The sequence below is a fragment of the Staphylococcus argensis genome (assembly GCF_002902305.1).
GTDB classification, from domain to species: domain Bacteria; phylum Bacillota; class Bacilli; order Staphylococcales; family Staphylococcaceae; genus Staphylococcus; species Staphylococcus argensis.
On the sequence record NZ_PPPX01000001.1, the window covers coordinates 790,057 to 811,030 of the forward strand.

The 20,974-nt window shown below is 33.5% G+C and carries 18 protein-coding genes; 14 read left to right on the forward strand and 4 right to left on the reverse strand.

Features of this window, described 5'->3' with window-relative positions:
• Nucleotides 1–129: 129 nt before the first annotated feature.
• Nucleotides 130–1,575: an amino acid permease gene (locus CD039_RS03860; RefSeq protein WP_103371197.1), complete on the reverse strand. Its 1,446-nt coding sequence runs from the start codon at nucleotides 1,573–1,575 to the stop codon at nucleotides 130–132.
• 304 nt (nucleotides 1,576–1,879) lie between these two features.
• Complete coding sequence (gene rpmG / locus CD039_RS03865) at nucleotides 1,880–2,029, reverse strand: 50S ribosomal protein L33 (protein WP_002472026.1); 150 nt, start codon at nucleotides 2,027–2,029, stop codon at nucleotides 1,880–1,882.
• Between the two features lie 301 nt (nucleotides 2,030–2,330).
• Here rpmG and rpsN point away from each other — a divergent pair, with 301 nt between their 5' ends.
• Nucleotides 2,331–2,600: a 30S ribosomal protein S14 gene (gene rpsN / locus CD039_RS03870; protein ID WP_103371198.1), complete on the forward strand. Its 270-nt coding sequence runs from the start codon at nucleotides 2,331–2,333 to the stop codon at nucleotides 2,598–2,600.
• Nucleotides 2,601–2,689: 89 nt separating this feature from the next.
• Nucleotides 2,690–3,703, forward strand: a complete 1,014-nt coding sequence (locus CD039_RS03875) for a CAP domain-containing protein (protein WP_390612078.1) — start codon at nucleotides 2,690–2,692, stop codon at nucleotides 3,701–3,703.
• A gap of 238 nt (nucleotides 3,704–3,941) precedes the next feature.
• Here the strand turns inward: CD039_RS03875 and lexA are convergent, their stop codons facing one another.
• A complete protein-coding gene (gene lexA, locus CD039_RS03880) occupies nucleotides 3,942–4,565 on the reverse strand; it encodes a transcriptional repressor LexA (protein ID WP_049405139.1) in 624 nt (207 codons plus the stop codon).
• Nucleotides 4,566–4,714: 149 nt separating this feature from the next.
• Between lexA and sosA the strand changes: the two genes are divergently transcribed.
• The 9 genes from sosA to sbcC all read left to right on the forward strand — a co-directional run bounded on the left by sosA (nucleotide 4,715) and on the right by sbcC (nucleotide 14,675).
• Entirely contained in the window at nucleotides 4,715–4,975 is a 261-nt protein-coding gene (gene sosA / locus CD039_RS03885) for a DNA damage-induced cell division inhibitor SosA (protein WP_390612080.1), read from the forward strand.
• Nucleotides 4,976–5,076: 101 nt separating this feature from the next.
• Nucleotides 5,077–5,328 carry a DUF896 domain-containing protein gene (locus CD039_RS03890; RefSeq protein WP_103371201.1) on the forward strand — a complete coding sequence of 84 codons (252 nt, stop codon included), beginning with the start codon at nucleotides 5,077–5,079 and terminating at the stop codon, nucleotides 5,326–5,328.
• A gap of 113 nt (nucleotides 5,329–5,441) precedes the next feature.
• Nucleotides 5,442–7,430, forward strand: a complete 1,989-nt coding sequence (tkt, locus tag CD039_RS03895) for a transketolase (protein ID WP_103371202.1) — start codon at nucleotides 5,442–5,444, stop codon at nucleotides 7,428–7,430.
• Between the two features lie 202 nt (nucleotides 7,431–7,632).
• A complete protein-coding gene (locus CD039_RS03900; RefSeq protein ID WP_280524557.1) occupies nucleotides 7,633–7,872 on the forward strand; it encodes a YneF family protein in 240 nt (79 codons plus the stop codon).
• 202 nt (nucleotides 7,873–8,074) lie between these two features.
• Complete coding sequence (locus tag CD039_RS03905; RefSeq protein ID WP_002472069.1) at nucleotides 8,075–8,542, forward strand: CcdC family protein; 468 nt, start codon at nucleotides 8,075–8,077, stop codon at nucleotides 8,540–8,542.
• A gap of 160 nt (nucleotides 8,543–8,702) precedes the next feature.
• Entirely contained in the window at nucleotides 8,703–9,416 is a 714-nt protein-coding gene (locus tag CD039_RS03910) for a hypothetical protein (protein WP_103371204.1), read from the forward strand.
• A gap of 103 nt (nucleotides 9,417–9,519) precedes the next feature.
• Nucleotides 9,520–10,305: an ATP synthase subunit B family protein gene (locus tag CD039_RS03915; RefSeq protein WP_103371205.1), complete on the forward strand. Its 786-nt coding sequence runs from the start codon at nucleotides 9,520–9,522 to the stop codon at nucleotides 10,303–10,305.
• Between the two features lie 213 nt (nucleotides 10,306–10,518).
• Nucleotides 10,519–11,646, forward strand: a complete 1,128-nt coding sequence (gene sbcD, locus CD039_RS03920; RefSeq protein ID WP_103371206.1) for an exonuclease subunit SbcD — start codon at nucleotides 10,519–10,521, stop codon at nucleotides 11,644–11,646.
• A 2-nt stretch (nucleotides 11,647–11,648) separates the two neighbouring features.
• Nucleotides 11,649–14,675, forward strand: coding sequence for an exonuclease subunit SbcC (gene sbcC, locus CD039_RS03925; RefSeq protein WP_103371207.1), 3,027 nt, complete (start codon nucleotides 11,649–11,651; stop codon nucleotides 14,673–14,675).
• Between the two features lie 96 nt (nucleotides 14,676–14,771).
• Here sbcC and mscL read toward each other — a convergent pair whose 3' ends face one another.
• Nucleotides 14,772–15,140: a large conductance mechanosensitive channel protein MscL gene (mscL, locus tag CD039_RS03930; protein ID WP_103371208.1), complete on the reverse strand. Its 369-nt coding sequence runs from the start codon at nucleotides 15,138–15,140 to the stop codon at nucleotides 14,772–14,774.
• 214 nt (nucleotides 15,141–15,354) lie between these two features.
• On the opposite strand from mscL, the gene CD039_RS03935 reads away from it, so the two are divergent.
• The 3 genes from CD039_RS03935 to menI all read left to right on the forward strand — a co-directional run bounded on the left by CD039_RS03935 (nucleotide 15,355) and on the right by menI (nucleotide 20,846).
• Complete coding sequence (locus CD039_RS03935) at nucleotides 15,355–16,992, forward strand: BCCT family transporter (RefSeq protein ID WP_103371209.1); 1,638 nt, start codon at nucleotides 15,355–15,357, stop codon at nucleotides 16,990–16,992.
• A 523-nt stretch (nucleotides 16,993–17,515) separates the two neighbouring features.
• Nucleotides 17,516–20,221 carry an aconitate hydratase AcnA gene (acnA, locus tag CD039_RS03940; RefSeq protein WP_103371210.1) on the forward strand — a complete coding sequence of 902 codons (2,706 nt, stop codon included), beginning with the start codon at nucleotides 17,516–17,518 and terminating at the stop codon, nucleotides 20,219–20,221.
• Between the two features lie 157 nt (nucleotides 20,222–20,378).
• Entirely contained in the window at nucleotides 20,379–20,846 is a 468-nt protein-coding gene (gene menI, locus CD039_RS03945; protein ID WP_103371211.1) for a 1,4-dihydroxy-2-naphthoyl-CoA hydrolase MenI, read from the forward strand.
• Nucleotides 20,847–20,974: the final 128 nt, after the last annotated feature.

Here is a 20,974-nt window from a genome sequence, read left to right on the forward strand (position 1 = left end):
TATACTATAAGTCTTACCAAGATAAAATGTAGAGTATATAGCATGTTGTGAAGTGATGAATCGTTGAGAATAAAGAAGGCATCCCCACTTGTTAATATGAGATAACAACGTGAGGATGCGCTACGTAACTTAAGATTTCGAAGATGAATCGAGCTGGATATCTTTTAATTTGACGATTCGCGTCCTTTTAACTAATTTATGAGCAAAATAAATAATTGCAATGATAATCATCGGCAAGAAATTACGTATAATTCCTAAAATATCGCCGGCCATTAATGCGCCAAATGAATTACCTATAAATAGGAATAACAGTGTACAAATCACTATAATAGGCCCTAAAGGATAAAGCGGAGAGCGGTATGGTAAGACATCCTTAGGAGATTTGCCTTGCTTTTTAATAGCTAAACGTAATCTGATTTGACTCGCAATACTTGAAGCCCACACCACGATAATTAAAGAGCCAATAATGTTGAGTAAACCGAAGACAATACTAGATTTAAATTGAGCTATAACAATAATTAAGAGAACGATAATTGATGTCACGACAATGGAAATGATCGGTAATTTAGTTACTCTGTTTAACTTACCTAATAATTTAGGCGCTTGTCCATCTTCAGAGAGTGAAAACAGCATACGACTCGTCGTGTAGACACCTGAATTCGCTGCAGATAAAAGCGATGTAAGTATAACGGCGTTGATGACTGAAGCGGCAAATGCAATGCCGACTCTATCAAATACAATGGTGAAAGGACTCTGACTTACCGATTCATGTTTATTCAATAATAACGGATCAGTATAAGGAATAATCGCAGAAATAACTGCTATAGACAGTACGTAGAATAATAATATACGCCAGAATACTTGTTTAATCGCTTTAGGCATGGACTTGTCAGGGTGCTCTGACTCGCCTGCTGTCACAGCAATCACTTCTGTTCCACCGACTGAGAAACCAGCAACAAGTAGTACTGCTAAGAATCCAGAGATACCACCCACGAATGGAGCTTCATTAACTGTATAGAAATCGAGCCCATATGTTTTTCCACCTAAAACCCCTAATATCGTTAATAGTCCTAAAATGATAAACACGAAAATAGTGATCACTTTGATTAAGGATAACCAGAATTCTGTTTCTCCAAAAGCTTTGACCGAGAAGATATTAAGTAAAAATAATAAAACTAAAAATATGATACTCCAAGTCAAAGGGGAGAAGAAGTGGAAAGCGTCCCAATAGTACAACACATTGGAAGCGATAATAATATCGACGCTTGTGACGAGTGTCCAAATGGCCCAGTAAAGCCAACCCATGGTGAAACCTAAAGACTTATCAATAAAACGTGTGGAATAAGAACTAAACGAACCAGATACAGGATAGAAGGTAGCTAACTCTCCAACACCAGTCATTAAGAAGTAGAGCATGACGCCGATGATTAAATACGCTAATATCGCGCCACCCGGCCCTGCTTGAGAAATAACGCTACCTGTAGCTACGAAAAGTCCAGTTCCTATAGCGCCACCTATCGCAATCATAGAAATATGACGCGAACTTAGTCCTCTTTTCATATTATTTTGTCCCATAGCATGTCTCCTATGTCATTTAAATTTAGATAATTAACATTTTAAGCTTTTTGTGCAAGACAAGCAATAAGTTTTGATATATAACTTATGAAATTAATCGAGTAGAGAAAGCAGAGAGGAAAGCTAGAAGCTTATTTTGTAGTTAGATTAAAAAAGTTGAACTCAATATGGTGTGAAAGTTAGAACGTAGATTAACAAAGAGAGATAGCTAATCTTAAATGTTCTACCTCAGTATATAATCTTTACCATAGTTTGATTGAGCTCAACTTGAGTGTCGTATTATCAAGACATAGAAGATAAATGATTATTTAGTTTCACGATGTAAAGTATGCTTGTTTAGTCTTGGGCAGTATTTCATCATCTCGATACGTTCTGGATTATTACGTTTGTTCTTTGTAGTAATGTAGTTACGGTCGCCACATTCAGTACAAGCAAGTGTGATATTGACGCGCATTTTAATCATCCTTTCTTATTTTAAAAAAGTAGTAATGTTTACGATTTAGAATTATATCACGGTCTGATAATGAGTGCAATATGAAATGACTTACATACACTATCTATAACGATATTTATTAATTAGGGTAGGATGGCACAGTTCTTTTAGAAAAAGGAGAGATTATGTAAATTTAATCCTACGTCGACACCTCATCTCACTTTATAGTTACAATTAATCAAATTAAATCATTTGCAAAAGTAAAAATCTGTGCTAGTATTAAAACGTAATAATTACGATTTAAGAAAAGAGGTAGAGAATGATGGCTAAAAAGTCAAAAATAGCAAAAGAACAAAAACGTGAAGCACTCGTCAATAAATATTACAACCTGCGTAAAGAATTGAAAGCTAAGGGTGATTATGAAGCTTTAAGAAAATTACCGAGAGACGCTTCACCTACGCGCTTAACACGTCGTTGTAAAGTGACAGGTAGACCACGAGGTCTATTACGTAAATTTGAAATGTCCCGTATTGCGTTTCGTGAACATGCTCATAAAGGTCAAATACCCGGAGTTAAAAAATCAAGTTGGTAATAATTTACAATCGACAAGAAAAGAATTATTATGTAAATAACTAAATTTAATATCCTATTACAAAAATATGTGTAAGGTAGGTGCTTGTAATTAAAAGGTTATTTGCATATGTTGTTCTTCTCTTGTTACTTGTATTGATTATCCCCTTTAAAGAACCTTATTTTTTAACACAACTGCATGATAATGCGCAAGCTAAGTTAGAAAAATGGACGCGAACAACATCAGTAAGCAACGAAGCTTTAAAAGTGCCAAGCAAACAAGAATTCGCAGTTAATAATATTCAACTTAACATGACTCAAGCAGAGGTAGAGAAAAAATTAGGAAAAGCGCAACGTACAACGAGTAACGAGTACGGAACAAAGTGGTACACTTATCACGATTCTCATTATAAGAACTTTGTGATGGTTAGTTATCTAGATAATAAAGTTAACGCCTTATATACTAACCAAAACTTAATTTCTTCTAAGCAAAAACTTAAATATGGAACGCCTAAGTCAGTAGTTAGAAATAAGTTAGGTGATCCAATCCAATATAAAGAAAAGAATCATGTTAGATATGAAGAGAATAATGATGGTTATGATACATTCCATAAAGATCATATCTATACGACAGTATTTTATGATAAACATAACCATAATAACGTGACGGCATTACTTCAAGTTAGCGATAAGATGGAACAACGTTTGCAATCTAGATACGGACAACCTTCGTCGCATCTTGCTCGCGGATTTGAACTTCAGAATTATGATTTAATCAATGCTGAAAGAGCACAACGCGGTTTGAATACGTTAACGTTTGATGATGATATCGCTAGTGTGGCGCGCAAACACAGTAAGGATATGGCTGAAAACAATTACTTTGACCATACTAATAAATCAAATCAATCACCATTCGACCGTTTAAAACAAGATGGCATCAATTTCAATGGTGCTGGAGAAAATATCGCTTCTGGTCAGCAAAGCAGTATTTATGCGCATCAAGGTTTAATGAATTCATTAGGTCATAGAAAGAACATATTGAGAAAAGAGTTTAAAAATATCGGGGTAGGTGTAGACTTCAATGATGGAGATCAACCATATTGGACAGAAAATTACACGTATTAAACCGAGATTTATTGAATGTTTGAAAGTGACGAAAAAGGGTAAGTAACTTTTGTGAGGATGAGTAAAATATGTCTAATAAACAGAAACAGCAGACTGAAGATATTCTAGATAAAATTAAAGATGTATTAGATAAAAAAGACGATTAAAAGGGAGTTAGGCTGAGCTTAGCTCCCTTTTAATCGTATATAATGAAACGTCGTAAATTATTTAGATGAGAGTGTCATGGAAGTAACGTCATTTACATTTCTCTAAATAATCCTACTACTTTTCCTAATACGCTTACTTGGTCTAAATATATAGGATCCATTGTACTATTCTCTGGTTGTAAACGATAACGCGTCTTTTCTTTAAAGAAACGTTTCACAGTCGCTTCTTCATCTTCTGTCATCGCTACAATAATATCTCCATTTTCTGCAATAGATTGGCTACGTACAATGACTTTATCCCCATTTAAAATTCCAGCTTCAATCATACTATCGCCCACGACATTTAATATGAAAATATCGCTATTATGCGTTGAAGTAAAATGTTCAGGTAATGGGAAGTACTCCTCTACATTTTCAACTGCTGTTATAGGAACTCCAGCGGTAACTTTACCAATGACTGGTACTTGAATTGTTTCTTCTATATCAATAGCATCTTCTAATTCTTCATTGACGATTTCAATGGCTCTTGGTTTTGTTGGATCACGTCTAATATAACCTTTTTCTTCTAACCTTGATAAATGTCCATGTACTGTGGAACTAGAAGCGAGTCCAACTGCTTCTCCAATTTCTCGAACGCTTGGTGGGTAACCTTTGTTCTGTACAACATACTTTATAAAATCGAATATTTCACTTTGACGTTTAGTTAATTCTTTCATTATAGGCACTCTCCTAAATAGGTTTGAGTTAATTATAGCATGCTTTATAGCCTTTTACAAACGTTTGTTCGTTTAAGTATTGACAGAGAACTTATGTTCTGGTAAGTTATTAATACAAACAAACGTTCTAGGAGTGAGAGTAATTGACTTTGATAAATAAATTTCATTTAAGTCCTTATATTGCGGTGTTTATTGCTACTGTAGTACTTTGTACTATGTTTTTTATTAGCGCAAATGTAAATGGAACAACGGAACAGACGTACGAAATGACGGATCATAGTATTTCTAGCTCTACGGCTCAACACGAACAAGAAAAGCGAACTGAACATTTAAAAGCTCAAGATGACTTACCGAGTCAATATAAAGAAGATGAAAATGTCTCTAAACCTTTAATTGCTAAAGCAAATTAATATAATATATATGGAAGGTTAAGAGTGAGCGAAACTGTTTTAGTTTTGCTCACTTTTTTGGTATATTCTTCGTATAAATTTGTCACCTAAGGAGGTTAATTATGGCAGGTAAAGATAGTCTTAATATCGAACGAATTAACGAATTAGCTAAAAAGAAAAAAGAACAAGGATTAACTGAAAAGGAAAAGAAAGAACAAGAAAAATTACGTAAAGAATATCTACGTTCATTTAGAGAAGGTTTTAAGAAACAAATTGAAAATACGAAAGTGATAGATCCAGAAGGTAACGATGTAACACCAGAGAAAGTCAAACAAATGAGAGAAGAAAGACAAGATTCTGAGAAGGAAGATTGATTTAGATTAATCGGGAAAGTTCTTATATTATTAAAAGGTCAATCTTTTGTTAAGCTATTTTCAATTAAGTTATAATAATTGATAAGTAGATGTTTAGAAAGGAAGTCATATAGATGTTTAACGAACAAGATCAATTAGCTATTGATACAATCAGAGCACTAAGTATAGATGTAATTGAAAAAGCTGGTTCTGGACACCCAGGCCTACCTATGGGTGCAGCACCAATGGCATATACATTATGGACACGTCACTTAAATTTCAATCCCCAATCTAGTAATTATTTCAACAGAGATAGATTCGTTCTATCAGCTGGTCACGGTTCAGCTTTACTTTATAGTTTACTTCATATTTCAGGTAGCTTAGAAATGGAAGAAATGAAGAACTTTAGACAATGGGGCTCTAAGACACCTGGACACCCTGAATTTAAACACACTGAAGGCGTAGAAATTACTACTGGTCCGTTAGGTCAAGGGTTAGCTATGTCAGTTGGTATGGCCTTAGCAGAGAAACATCTTGCTGGTAAATTTAACAAAGATAACTATGATGTTGTAGATCACTATACGTACGTCTTAGCATCAGATGGTGATCTAATGGAAGGAATTTCTCACGAAGCAGCATCGTTTGCTGGTCATAATCAATTAGATAAACTGATTGTTCTTTATGACTCAAATGATATTTCATTAGATGGTGACTTAAATAAAGCGTTCTCTGAAGATACTAAACAACGCTTTGAATCATATGGTTGGAACCACATCTTAGTTAAAGATGGTAATGACATTGAAGCGATTGATGGCGCAATTCAACAAGCTAAAACTCAAAATGGTCCAACAATTATTGAAGTTAAGACAATCATAGGATTTGGTGCTACAAATAAACAAGGAACACATGGCGTTCATGGTGCACCTTTAGGCGATGATGAAAGAAAAGTAGCATTTGAAAATTATGGTTTAGATCCTGAAAAACGTTTTAATGTACCAGACGAAGTTTATCAAATCTTTAAAGATACAATGTTAAAACGTGCGAATAGTAATGAAGATGAATGGAACAAATTAGTTGAAGAATACTCAGACGAATATCCTGAGTTAGGTGAAGAATTCAAATTAGCTATTAGCGGTAAATTACCATCACAATATGAACAAGAATTACCACGTTTTGATAGTGAGCATAATGCAGCATCTCGTGCTGATTCTGGGGAAGTTATTCAAGCACTTAGTAAAAGTGTTCCTTCATTCTTTGGTGGTTCAGCCGATTTAGCTGGTTCAAATAAATCTAATGTCAAAGAAGCTGTAGATTTTGACAAAGACCATCCTGAAGGTAAAAATATCTGGTTTGGTGTACGTGAATTTGCTATGGGTGCAGCGGTAAATGGTATGGCTGCTCACGGTGGTATTCATCCTTATGGAGCGACGTTCTTCGTGTTTAGTGACTACTTGAAACCTGCATTAAGACTTTCAGCGCTTATGGGATTAAATTCTACATTTATTTTCACTCACGATTCTATTGCAGTTGGTGAAGATGGACCTACACATGAACCAATTGAACAATTAGCTGGACTTAGAGCGATTCCTAATATGAACGTGATTCGTCCAGCTGATGGTAACGAAACACGTGTAGCTTGGCAAGTAGCATTAGAATCTGAATCTACACCTACGTCATTAGTATTAACACGTCAAAACTTACCAACATTGGATGTTGACCAAGAAGCGCTTGAAGAAGGTGTACGTAAAGGTGCTTATGTTGTGTATGAATCAGAACAAGAAGTAGAGTATTTATTATTAGCATCTGGTTCAGAAGTAAGTCTTGCTGTTGAAGCGGCTAAAGACTTAGAAGCACAAAATAAAGGTGTTCGAGTAGTATCTATGCCTAACTGGCATGCATTCGATCAACAAGATGAAGAATACAAAGAGCAGATCTTACCTAAGCATATTACTAAACGTGTAGCGATTGAAATGGCTTCTTCCTTAGGTTGGCACAAATATGTCGGTACAGAAGGTAAAGTCATTGCTATTGATGAATTTGGTGCGAGTGCACCAGGCGGTTTAGTAGTTGAAAAATATGGTTTTACTAAAGAAAATATTTTAAACCAAATTAAAACATTTTAAGAAATGATTAATTAATCTTTGGATTTTTAAGGGAGTAGAGTATAATTATTGTTAAGTTCTACTCCCTTTAAAAAAGCATGTTTACAATATCTCACCATAGTTGGTATACTTTAAAAGTTAGTAACTGTAGATTTGATGATAATCTTGAATTAAATCTATTAATTTAGTAAAATGCAAACGGATAAAGAAAGTGGGTGAGATTATGGCAACATGGTTAGCAATTTTATTTATTGTCCTTGCACTCATCATCGGTTTAATTGTCGGTTTCTTCTTAGCTAGAAAATATATGATGGACTATTTCAAAAAGAATCCACCAATTAATGAAGAAATGTTACGTATGATGATGATGCAAATGGGTCAAAAACCTTCACACAAAAAGATAAATCAAATGATGACAATGATGAATAAAAACATGGATAGCAAAATGAAAAAAGGTAAATAATTTGCATATAAGGGCTAGAAGCGTATGTTTTATATCGCTTTTAGCCCTTCTTCTTTCTCATTATGTCAGAATACGATGTAGACACTTTAAGTAGGACGTCATATGTTAAAAATTAACTTATTAAATTTACTGATATTAGAAAGTGTTAGTGGTATAATGTCGACTATGAATAAGTCATAAGTGTATAAAAGAAGGTGTAAACGTGCTTTATCTAATATTCTCCATAGCTTTCGCCTTTTTAATGGGTATTGCAGTTATAATCATACGAATGAAAGCTCAGAAATTTCCAGTTAATGAAAAGAAAATAATCTTACCACCTTTCTTCATGGCAACTGGTGCATTAATGTATGTCGTTCCTTACTTTAGACTCACTGGTATGGAAATTTTGGAATCAATAATACTTGGTGTGATATTTTCAAGTGTATTAATTTGGACATCCAAATTTGAAGTTCAAGGCAGTGAGATTTATATGAAGAGATCTAAAGCCTTTCCAATTATTTTGATTAGTTTACTAGTAATAAGAACTGTCATTAAGATTTTTGTTAGTAATACGATCGATCCAGGACAGCTCGCAGGTATGTTCTTTTTATTAGCTTTCAGTATGATTGTACCTTGGCGTTTAGCAATGTTATATAGATTTAAAAAGTTACAAAAACAAATGATTCGATAATATTAAAACCGTTTATCTTTAATTAGGTAAACGGTTTTATTCGTTTTAAGTCGAACTTTTTAGAATTAATTTACTAAAAAGTATTATCAATTTATTGAATTTAAGTTATCATCTATCATGGAAATATTATTTCAAATAGATATAGCGGAGGATTTATATTATGAAGAAATTTTTAGTATTAATTTTATCTACTATTTTTATTTTAGGGGCTTGTGGCCAAAGTAAGAGTGATAAAAAAGGAAAGACAGTGAGTTTTACAGATCAACTTAATAAAGGTAATCATATAGTATTACTCTATGAGGATAGCGATGATGAAATAGATAAAGATCAATATTTAGACGGTATCGCAAATGTTGAAGATGGAAAGGTTACTTTGTATAACTTTAGAGAAAAACATATGAACGTTGGGCAAGCTGAGAAAAAAAGTGATAAAGATCTAGTTAAAATGGCAAAGAAAGAAGATAAAAAGGCTTTTAAAGATGCTAAACGAAAAAAAATTGACCTTTACGAAAATTTAAGTTCTTCTGATGATGACGAATTTAAAGAAGATAATAAGAAAGAATTAAAAGAAGCTAAAAAATTAAAATACAAAGAACCCAAAAAACAAACGATGACTACTGAAGTGAAAGCGGTGAAAGGTACTACAAAAACTTCTAGAGTAGAGACTTCAAAATTCGATGATGATTCAGATGATGAAATAAACGATATTATATTGGATTATAACAGTCATCTAAATGAAGAATTTAATAGTGTATGTAAACCTAAAAAAGTTGGTTCTACTAAAATGATTGGTGTAGTTAAAAAAACAGGTAGCGGAGATAATTTACACGCAATTATGAGAAGCGACGATAATGTTAGCAAAGTCACTCTATAAAGGATGCCTTGGGAACTATTTTCCTATATAATGTGGGTAGAGCAATAGTATTGTATGTTAACTAACTCTATTAGTACATCAATTAAAATAGAGGAGAATGATTATGAGCAATCAAGATTTAAAAAATTACCCACAAATTTTAAAAATTGAAGATGATGGGAAAATAATCGCTCTAGATAAAAATGGTAGAGTGAATACTGAACTTAACACACACACTATTAACGATAGTGAGGAATATCGAGTATTTGGCAGATTATTATACGATGATTATCGCAGAAATAGCATGAGTCGCTATGAGAAAAACAAAGACACTTACGATGAGGATCGTCGGATTCAAAGTCGTCCAGAAGATTATTATACAGACCGTGATCGTGAACGCGACTGGCAACAACGTGATGAGATTAATAAACGAAAGTCAATGACAAAATGGCTAAGTATCGGTTTAATAATCTTACTTATTGTGGTAGTCATCTTTGTTGTAAAAGCTTGTACAACTTCAAATGATGATCAGCAGGATACTAATCAGGATAATCCACAGTCTGAACAGCAAAAAGAACCAAGTAGTGAAGATAAGGATTATGTGCAGAAACAATCTGATGATATTAAACAGCAGATTAAAGAAACTAAAGATAGTATCCAGAATAACAAAGAAGATACCCAGTCTAAATTAGATCAACTCAAGGAAAAGATTAATGATTTGAAGTCTAAAACTAATGATGAGCAGTCTCAAAAAGTAGCGAATGACTATCAAGATACTGCTGATAATTTAGGAAAAGCACAACAAGAGAGAGAAAACGGAAATGAAAGTAAGATGCAAGAAGAGTTAGATAAAGTCAATTCTAAACTCGATGAAATTAAGAATAAAATATCTGAGTGGTTTAATAAATAAAAGCGATAAATTTAAGTAAACCATTGCATCTCTAACTAAATATATGAGAAAGAGTAGTTCTTTACTTTAGTCCAAATCGATTCAAAGTGAGGCTACTCTTTTTCTATATTTAAAGTTTGGAAAGTGTAAAATGAGCCACTCATATTTCTTGCTATGAGTTAGAAATTATTATATCATAAAAGCGAACAAACGTTCTGTATAGGAGAGGTTGAAATGAAAATAGTACATACTGCTGATTGGCACTTAGGCAAAATTTTGAATGGGAAATCATTGTTGGAAGACCAAGAATATATATTAAAACAGTTTATAGAAGAGATGAAAGAAGAACAACCTGAGGTAATTGTTATAGCTGGAGATCTTTATGATACAAGCTACCCTAATAAAGATGCAGTAAAATTACTTGAACAAACCATTGCTGAATTAAATTTAGAGTTAAACATCCCATTAATTATTACGAACGGTAATCATGACGGCAAAGCACGTTTAAATTATGGAGCTGAGTGGTTTAGTAAATCTAATTTACATATTAGAACGTCATTAGAAGATATCAATAATCCGATTATTATTAATGGCGTTAACTTCTATACATTACCATTTGCTACTCTTGCTGAAATTAAAGATTTCTTAAATGATGACGAAATTCAAACTTATCAACAAGGCATTACTCAATTACTAAATATTATTACTGAAAACTTAAATAGTAATGAGATTAATATATTGATTGGTCACTTAACAGTTCAAGGTGGTATTCGTTCTGATTCAGAAAGAGAAATAACAATAGGTACAGTTGAAGAAGTTAATGAGCGACATTTTGATAATTTCGACCGTGTGCTCCTTGGTCACCTTCATCATCCGTTTAGTATTAATTCTGAATATATTCACTATAGTGGTTCACTATTGCAGTACTCTTTTTCAGAGGTAAATCAATCTAAAGGGTATCGCATTATCAATATTGAAGATAACGAGGTTAAAGGTTATTTTAAAAAATTAGAACCTAAACGTGAATTAGAAATCGTCACAGGAGATTATGAAGATGTGGTTCAAGAACGTTTACTGGTGAAGAATAAAGATAACTATATGCAATTTCGATTAAGTCATATGTCTCATGTTACTGATCCTATGTCTATATTAAAAAATATATTCCCTAATACTTTATCCCTAATTAATAATGAGATGAATGAGCAATTCAATCAGTTTGATGTAGATAATACAATGCATCAGAAAAGTGATTTTGAAATCATTAATGAATTCTATCGTTACGTTACTGATCAGTCATTATCAGATAACCAATCTAAAATGATTACCAATGTGCTTGAAGAAATCGATAAAGGAGAGTATTAATTATGAGACCTTTAAAGCTAACAATGAACAATTTCGGTCCTTTTATTAAAGAACAGATTGATTTCACTCAAATAACTAACAATCAACTGTTTTTAATCAGTGGTAAAACGGGTTCTGGTAAGACGATGATTTTTGATGCGATGGTATATGCGCTCTTTGGCGAGGCTTCTACAAAAGATCGTGACAAAGGCGATTTGCGAAGTCATTTTGCTAATAGAAACGAAGCGTTAAAGATTTCTTTTGAATTTAAGTTAGGCAAAGAAATTTTTCGTGTAGAAAGACAAGGGAAATTTACTAAAGAAGGTAATAAAACTGAAACACCCGGACATCTAACTGTATATCGAAAAATAAATAATGATTATGAGTTAATTGAAAGTACAATTAAAGATGGTAATAAGTTTATAAAAGAAAGACTAGGCGTTAATGCTGATCAATTTAGACAATTGTTTATCTTACCTCAAGGTGAATTTAAAAAGTTCTTAGTTTCAAGTAGTTTAGAAAAGCAACAAATTTTAAGAACACTTTTTAATAGTCAGAGATTTGAGGTGATACAGAATACATTAAAGGAAAATGTAGATCAAGTACGTCAACAAATCGATGATTTATATCGAAAGCTCCAAGATAATTGGGGCGATGTTAATGACTTTAATGATGAACATTTGCAAGCTTTAAAAAACATTGATGTCAATCAAACGAAGCGTATTATTGAGGCTATTAAAAGTTTTGAGCAACAAGCGAATGATATGTTAACTCAATTGTCTCATAATAAAAATAATCATGAAAAAATACTGGATCAACATTTAAAAATACTCGAAGAACAAAAAGCTATTTCACAAAACTATAAAAAGCTCTCAGAGCATGAAAATCAATATAATAAATTGTTAGAAAGAAAAGATGAAATCGCTAAAGTTAAACAATATTTAAATGAAATTAATGAAGTTAAATTACTTTCACAATATATGAAACAACATAGAAGTGTTTCTAAAAAACTTTCTGATAATCAAAAGAAAATAGAAGAAGCTACCAATACAACGAAACTACAAGAAAAACGTATTCAAGAATATGAAGAAAAATTAAATTCACTAGAAGAACAAAGTGAATACTATAAGGATATTGAAACTTTTCTTACAGAAAACAAGTTGTTCTTTAAAAATATTGATTCCTATCAACAAGCCTATAAGAACATTAATAAATTAAAAGAAAAAATTAACGTTTTGAAGAATGAACAAAATGAGATCGACTCTAAAATAGAAGTGTTGACGCTTAATATGAAAGATAAAGAACTTAACTACGAGATTATTAATGATTTTAATAACGATATTTATCAATTAAAAGACCAAGAAAGACATATTACACAAGAGATTGAAGAGAATTCTCAAAGAGAAAATTTAATAGATTTACTCTCGAAAGAAAAGAAACGTTTAGAAGAAGTAAATAAAAAACTAGAAGAAGATTTTAAACATACACAAACCAATTTATTGAATTTAGATTTTAATAATTATGAGAAACTAGTTACGACGCTTCAACAGCAAGTGACAATAGGAGACACTTGTCCTATATGTGGGAATGAAGTTACTGATTTAGGCGAACATATTGATATCGATCAAATGAAAGAAGATCAATTTAAACAGGAGCAAATTGCCAAACAACTTAGTGAATTACAAGAGAAAAAGGGAAAATTATTAAATAGTATTGATAACATTAACCAAGAATTACCTAAGTTAGCTCAATCAAATAAAACTACGGAAGATATTCAGAATTTAAAATCTAAGAGAGAAAATCTCGAAGCACGTTTAAAGAAACAAAAGCAACACAATCAGTTTATAGAAAAACAAAAAGAAGAACAGGAAAAATTGGTAAACAAACAACGTAAAATAGAAACAGATTTACTCAATTTTAAACATCAATTTAAATCAGAAGAAACTAAAATCAATGATTTTGAAACCACGACTGAATATACTGATATAGAACAATTTAAAGAAAGCTATCAATCTCATCAACATGATTTAGAACAATATTCTAAACAGTTAAATGATACTAAAGATCACGTTAAAGAGGAGAAACAACAACTTGAATTAACTCAAAATAATATTAAGTATCTCAATGATACTTTTGAAAGCCTACAAAAAGAAAAGCAAGAATTAAATGAGCAAATTAGCAATGAAATGTCACGAGTAGGTTTTGAAACTCAACAAGAAATTGATGAGGCTATTGATAAAACAAAATATCAAAGTCGATATGAACAACAAGTACAGAATTATGAAAGAGAAAAGCAATCTCTTGAAGGAATTATTCATAATCTCAAAGAAGAATTAAAAAATAAAGAACGTTTAGATTTAATAGAAGTTGAAGAAACTTATCAAAAGAGTAAACAACAATTTAATGAAATTGTAGAAAAGTATAATCATCACACGTACAAAGTAGAATTTAATAATCAAAAATTCAAAGAAATTAAAGCGATTGTTAATCAGTTAAATAATGAGTTACAAAATCAAACCGAAATGATTCATCTATCTGATGTAATAACGGGTAAAAATGCAACGAAATTAAAGCTCGAAAATTATGTACTGATACATTATTTAACTCAAATATTAAGTCAGGCTAACAAGAGGTTATCCGTAATGACAGGTGAGAGATATCGCCTTGTAAGAAAGCAATCTGTCTCCCAAGGATATAGTGGTCTGGAGATTAATGTTTTTGATGCCCATTCTAATAAAGAAAGACATATCAGTACCTTATCAGGAGGGGAGACTTTCCAAGCTTCTTTAGCACTTGCGCTTGGTTTGAGTGAAGTTGTGCAACAAGAATCAGGTGGTATTGCTTTGGAATCTATCTTTATCGACGAAGGTTTCGGCACGTTAGATCAAGAAACACTTGATACTGCATTAGATACTTTAATTAACTTACAGTCCACAGGGAGATTGGTAGGTATTATCTCTCATGTTTCTGAATTAAAACAACGTATTCCACTTATCTTACAAGTTACATCAAGTCAGAGAGAAAGTTACACGAAGTTGATTAAGCAATAATAAAAAAGAGAGGGAATCGCTTATTGATTTCCTCTCTAATATAAAACTATGTCACTTCGACTTGTAGTGTACTCGCGATTATAACTGTTCGTTGTTTTAAATATCTTTCTTTTCACGAAGTAAATCACGAATTTCAGTTAGTAGTACTGTATTCGCTTCTATTTCTTCTTCTTCCTCTTCTTCTTCTTTGCGCATTAATGTATTAGCAATTTTAACGAAAATAAATAATGCGAAAGCAATGATTAGGAAATCAATGACTGATTGGACAAACATACCGTATTTAATACCCATAAACGACCAGCTTTTCGCAAAGTCCACTGTTCCAAAAATAAGTCCGATTAAAGGCATAATAATATACGTAACTAGCGCTGTGACAATTTTATTGAAAGCTGCACCCATAACTACAGCTACAGCGAGATCAAGTACATTTCCTTTGAAGGCGAACTCTTTAAATTCCTTTAACATGATTAATTACCTCCAACTAAAAAATAGTTTTAATAGTTTTTTAATTATACCTTATAACTCAAAAAAAGGGAATGCTACATAAAAGTAAATTTGATTAGATTGTGGAGTTTTGTTATTCTATATGATAGCTTATGGAATGGTAGTATTAATTTGTGTCACAAATTAATAAATCTTTTTCGGTTTGACAATTTAATAGGAAGGGGAGTAATTAGTTATGAATTCTTCTAATCAGTACGATAGTAAGAAGATTTCGCCTGTCTTTATATACAGTGCAATTATCGTTGCTATCGTCGTTATATTAGGTGCCGTTTTCCCTGCGAAATTCGGTGATGTAACGGACACGATTAAGCTATGGATTACTGACAAATTAGGTTGGTATTACTTAATCTTAACAACGATTATTGTATTCTTCTGTATCTTCTTAATCTTTAGTCCTATCGGTAAGTTGAAATTAGGTAAACCTAATGACAAACCTGAATTTAATACAATTTCATGGTTTGCGATGTTATTCAGTGCCGGTATGGGAATTGGTTTAGTGTTCTATGGTGCAGCTGAACCAATGGGTCACTTTATCAACCCACCTACAGGTGACGCTAAAAGTGCTCATGCTTATACTGAATCATTACGTGCAACATTCTTCCACTGGGGCTTCCATGCTTGGGCTATTTATGGTGTAGTTGCTCTTGCATTAGCATATGCTCAATTTAGAAAAGGCGAACCTGGTCTTATTTCAAGAACACTTCGCCCGATCTTAGGTAATAAAGTAGAAGGTCCAATCGGAATTATTGTTGACGTACTTGCAGTCTTTGCAACTCTCGTTGGTGTTGCGGTATCTCTTGGTATGGGTGCCCTTCAAATCAACGGTGGTTTACATTACTTATTCGGTGTACCTAATAATGAATGGGTTCAAGCGATCATTATCGTAGTCGTAACTATCCTATTCATTGCAAGTGCTTGGTCAGGTTTAAGTAAAGGTATCCAATATCTAAGTAACTTAAACATTAGTTTAGGTGCTATTCTAATGGTTGCAGTACTTATTATTGGACCAACAGTACTTATTCTTAATTTCATGACTAGCTCTATAGGTCACTTATTCAATTCATTCTTACTAAACACATTTGACTCAGCTCCATTAGATGGACAAAAACGTGGTTGGATGACGACTTGGACATTCTACTACTGGGGCTGGTGGTTAAGCTGGAGTCCATTCGTTGGTATCTTTATCGCCCGTGTATCTAAGGGTCGTTCAATCAGAGAATTTATCGCGGGTGTATTACTCGTTCCAGCATTAGTAAGTTTCGTATGGTTTAGTGTCTTTGGTGTACTAGGTATTCAAACTGGTAAAGCACATCAAGAATTATTCAAAATCAGTCCAGAAACTCAATTATTTGGTGTGTTCCACCACTTACCAATGGGTATGGCTTTATCCATTATTGCATTAGTATTAATCGGCTCATTCTTTATTACTTCAGCCGACTCAGCAACGTTCGTACTTGGTATGCAAACATCATTCGGTACATTAGAACCACGTAATACGATTAAGGTATCTTGGGGTATTGCACAAGCCCTTATCGCCTTTATTCTGCTATTAGCAGGCGGTGGCGATGGATCACAAGCATTAAACGCTATCCAAAGTGCGGCGATTATTAGTGCCTTACCGTTCTCTATAGTGGTTATACTGATGATGATTTCATTCTACAAAGACGCAAACCAAGAACGTAAATTCTTAGGCTTAACATTGACACCTAATAAACATCGTCTTCAAGAATATGTTCAATATCAACAACAGGACTATGAAGATGATATTCTCGAAAAACGTGAAGCACGTCGAAATGCCGAAAAACAAAAATAAATAATTTGAGGCACTTAACGGGAGTTACTATCACGTAGCTCCCGTTATTTATTACTATTTTAAAGTATTTTTCTTAGTACATAGTTTGTCAGCGTATTAATGTACTCGTACAACCCCACTGTCTCTATTTTCTTTCAAACAATCTATCTGAACTCGCCATCTCAATCGCACTTATTAAGCGCTAAAGACGAACACACATTATAATTATTCTAATCTAAATTCAGTACATAAACTTCCCAAAATAATAGCTCATATATACGACCTAAATTCAATCCCATGAAAATAGAATTTTACTTATCCAAATGAATAACAAAAATCATAATAAGATAAGTGATAATGATTCTCAATTGATAAAAATAACTTATGATAGAGCTGTTTTATGATAAGCAAAGGTTATATATACTGATTGTAAAATCAAAAGGTAAATAGGGCTATTTCTAGCTATAGACAGTTGTATTCATGAATATATAATTATACAATTTAGTTAAGGCATATAAAAATTAAGGTTCAGGGGGGGATAAATATGGCTTCAAATATGAAAGAGCAAGCGAAAAAGACGTTTGATCTTAACGGTAAATCATATACTTACTATGATTTAAGTACTTTAGAAGACCAAGGTTTAACTAAAGTTTCTAAATTGCCATATTCAATCAGAGTATTATTAGAATCAGTATTAAGACAAGAAGATGGTCATGTCATTACTGACGAACACATTAAATCTTTAGCAGAGTTTACTCAAGGTGCTAAAGGTGAAGTTCCTTTCAAACCATCACGTGTTATCTTACAAGACTTCACTGGTGTACCAGCAGTAGTAGACTTAGCATCATTACGTAAAGCAATGAATGATGTAGGCGGGGATTTAAACAAGATCAATCCAGAAGTGCCAGTTGATTTAGTTATCGACCACTCTGTACAAGTTGATAGCTACGCTAATCCTGACGCACTAGAACGAAATATGAAATTAGAATTCGAACGTAACTACGAACGTTACCAATTCTTAAACTGGGCGACTAAAGCTTTCGATAACTATAAAGCTGTACCACCTGCAACAGGTATCGTACACCAAGTTAACTTAGAGTATTTAGCTAATGTTGTTCACGTACGTGAAGATGACAATGGTGACGAAGTTGCATTCCCAGATACTTTAGTAGGTACTGACTCTCACACTACTATGATCAACGGTCTCGGCGTATTAGGCTGGGGTGTTGGTGGTATCGAAGCCGAAGCAGGTATGTTAGGTCAACCATCATACTTCCCGATTCCAGAAGTTATTGGTGTTAAATTAACTAACGAATTACCACAAGGTTCTACAGCTACTGACCTAGCTTTACGTGTAACTCAAGAGTTACGTAAAAAAGGCGTAGTTGGTAAATTTATCGAATTCTATGGTCCAGGTGTTGTTAATTTACCATTAGCTGACCGTGCAACTATCGCTAACATGGCGCCAGAATATGGTGCAACTTGTGGTTTCTTCCCAGTAGACGAAGAATCACTTAAATACATGAAATTAACAGGTCGTTCAGACGAGCATGTTGATTTAGTTAAAAAATATTTACAAGAAAACAGCTTATTCTTCGATGTAGAGAAAGAAGAGCCAGAATACACTGATGTAATCGAAATTGATTTATCAACTGTTGAAGCATCATTATCTGGTCCTAAACGTCCACAAGACTTAATCTTCTTAAGTGACATGAAGAAAGAATTCGAAGACTCTGTTACTGCTCCAGCAGGTAACCAAGGTCATGGTTTAGATAAGAGCGAATTCGACAAAGAAGCAACAATCAACTTTGAAGATGGTTCTACTGCGCAGATGACGACTGGTGATATTGCTATCGCAGCGATCACTTCTTGTACGAACACTTCTAACCCTTACGTAATGTTAGGTGCAGGTTTAGTTGCTAAGAAAGCTGTTGAAAAAGGCTTGAAAGTACCTGAATATGTTAAGACTTCATTAGCGCCAGGTTCTAAAGTTGTTACAGGTTACTTACGTGACGCTGGTCTTCAAGATTATTTAGATGACCTAGGCTTTAACCTTGTAGGTTATGGTTGTACAACTTGTATCGGTAACTCAGGTCCATTATTACCTGAGATCGAAAAAGCCGTTGCTGAAGAAGATTTACTCGTAACTTCAGTATTATCAGGTAACCGTAACTTCGAAGGTCGTATCCATCCATTAGTTAAAGCGAACTACTTAGCTTCTCCGCAACTTGTAGTAGCATACGCTTTAGCTGGTACAGTAGATATCGACTTACAAAATGAGCCGCTTGGTAAAGGTAAAGACGGTCAAGACGTTTACCTTAAAGACATTTGGCCTTCAATCAAAGAAGTTGCTGACACTGTAGACAGTGTTGTAACTCCTGAGTTATTCAAAGAAGAATATGAGTCTGTATACAACAATAATGAAATGTGGAATGAAATCGATGTTACTGATAAACCATTATATGACTTCGATCCTAATTCTACTTACATTCAAAACCCATCATTCTTCCAAGGTTTATCTAAAGAACCAGATAGCATTAAACCATTAACAGGTATGCGCGTACTTGGTAAATTTGGAGATTCTGTTACTACTGACCACATTTCTCCAGCAGGTGCTATCGGTAAAGATACGCCAGCAGGTAAGTACTTACTTGAACATGATGTTCCTGTACGTAACTTCAACTCTTACGGTTCACGTCGTGGTAACCACGAAGTAATGGTACGTGGTACTTTCGCGAATATCCGTATCAAGAACCAATTAGCGCCAGGTACTGAAGGTGGATTCACTACTTATTGGCCAACTGACGAAGTAATGTCAATTTATGATGCAGCTCAAAAATACAAAGAAGATAACACTGGTTTAGTTGTACTTGCTGGTAATGACTACGGTATGGGTTCTTCACGTGACTGGGCAGCTAAAGGTACAAACCTTTTAGGTGTTAAGACAGTTATCGCTCAAAGTTACGAACGTATCCACCGTTCTAACTTAGTTATGATGGGTGTACTCCCATTACAATTCCAAGATGGCGAATCTGCAGATAGCTTAGGTCTTGATGGTTCTGAAACATTCTCAGTTGATATTAACGAAGATGTTAAGCCACATGACTTAATCGATGTTAAAGCAACTAAAGAAGATGGAACTGAAGTTGACTTTAAAGCTATCGCTCGTTTCGACTCTAACGTTGAAATGGATTACTACCGTAATGGCGGTATCTTACAACTTGTATTACGTGATAAACTCGCTCAATAATAATGAGTTTTGGACTGGGACTTTCGAGTTCCAGTCTTTTTTTATGTAGAGCAAAGCAACACAAGGAGAAACTACAGTTTAAAAACTTCTATTCTATCGTAAGCGTATGTTAAAATTTTTATTAGACTAAAAGTGAGTGAAATGAGGAAGTACTAAAATGATTTATAGTATTACTGAAATTCAAGCAAGATATCAAGAAACCGACCAAATGGGTGTTATTTATCACGGAAATTATCCAACTTGGTTTGAAGTGGCACGAACGGATTATATTAATAAACTTGGATTTAGTTACAAAGATATGGAGGATAATGGTGTCATTTCTCCAGTGACTGAACTCGATATTAAATACATTAAGTCTGTTACATATCCTGAAAAAGTTAAAATAAAAACATGGGTCGAAAGATATTCTCGACTCAAGTCTATTTATTGCTACGAAGTATATAATGAAGCTGGAGAATTAGCGACTACAGGTTCTACGACTTTAACTTGTATTCGTAAAGATACTTATAAACCTATCCGTTTAGATCGCACTTTTCCAGAATGGCACGATGTATATCACAAAGTAGCAGCGCTCAACAAAGAAGGCGTGGATTTCGAGGTTACGAACGGTGTTGAAGAGTTATAAGTTTAAATAACGCTATGACAAAAAGGAGAAATCCTAAATGTCATAGCGTTATTTATAGCAATTGAGTTGGGTCAATTAGAACACTCTGAGCAGTATACAACACGCATAAGTTCAAAAGAAATACTGAG

Bases quoted from the DNA above. Each gene is read 5' to 3' on its own strand.
- CD039_RS03935 (WP_103371209.1), top strand. From the start codon at position 15,355: ATGAATTCTTCTAATCAGTACGATAGTAAGAAGATTTCGCCTGTCTTT.
- CD039_RS03900 (WP_280524557.1), top strand. From the start codon at position 7,633: ATGGCAACATGGTTAGCAATTTTATTTATTGTCCTTGCACTCATCATC.
- sbcD (WP_103371206.1), top strand. From the start codon at position 10,519: ATGAAAATAGTACATACTGCTGATTGGCACTTAGGCAAAATTTTGAAT.
- menI (WP_103371211.1), top strand. From the start codon at position 20,379: ATGATTTATAGTATTACTGAAATTCAAGCAAGATATCAAGAAACCGAC.
- rpsN (WP_103371198.1), top strand. From the start codon at position 2,331: ATGGCTAAAAAGTCAAAAATAGCAAAAGAACAAAAACGTGAAGCACTC.
- rpmG (WP_002472026.1), bottom strand. From the start codon at position 2,029: ATGCGCGTCAATATCACACTTGCTTGTACTGAATGTGGCGACCGTAAC.
- tkt (WP_103371202.1), top strand. From the start codon at position 5,442: ATGTTTAACGAACAAGATCAATTAGCTATTGATACAATCAGAGCACTA.
- CD039_RS03910 (WP_103371204.1), top strand. From the start codon at position 8,703: ATGAAGAAATTTTTAGTATTAATTTTATCTACTATTTTTATTTTAGGG.
- CD039_RS03860 (WP_103371197.1), bottom strand. From the start codon at position 1,575: ATGGGACAAAATAATATGAAAAGAGGACTAAGTTCGCGTCATATTTCT.
- lexA (WP_049405139.1), bottom strand. From the start codon at position 4,565: ATGAAAGAATTAACTAAACGTCAAAGTGAAATATTCGATTTTATAAAG.
- CD039_RS03890 (WP_103371201.1), top strand. From the start codon at position 5,077: ATGGCAGGTAAAGATAGTCTTAATATCGAACGAATTAACGAATTAGCT.
- mscL (WP_103371208.1), bottom strand. From the start codon at position 15,140: ATGTTAAAGGAATTTAAAGAGTTCGCCTTCAAAGGAAATGTACTTGAT.
- acnA (WP_103371210.1), top strand. From the start codon at position 17,516: ATGGCTTCAAATATGAAAGAGCAAGCGAAAAAGACGTTTGATCTTAAC.
- CD039_RS03915 (WP_103371205.1), top strand. From the start codon at position 9,520: ATGAGCAATCAAGATTTAAAAAATTACCCACAAATTTTAAAAATTGAA.
- sbcC (WP_103371207.1), top strand. From the start codon at position 11,649: ATGAGACCTTTAAAGCTAACAATGAACAATTTCGGTCCTTTTATTAAA.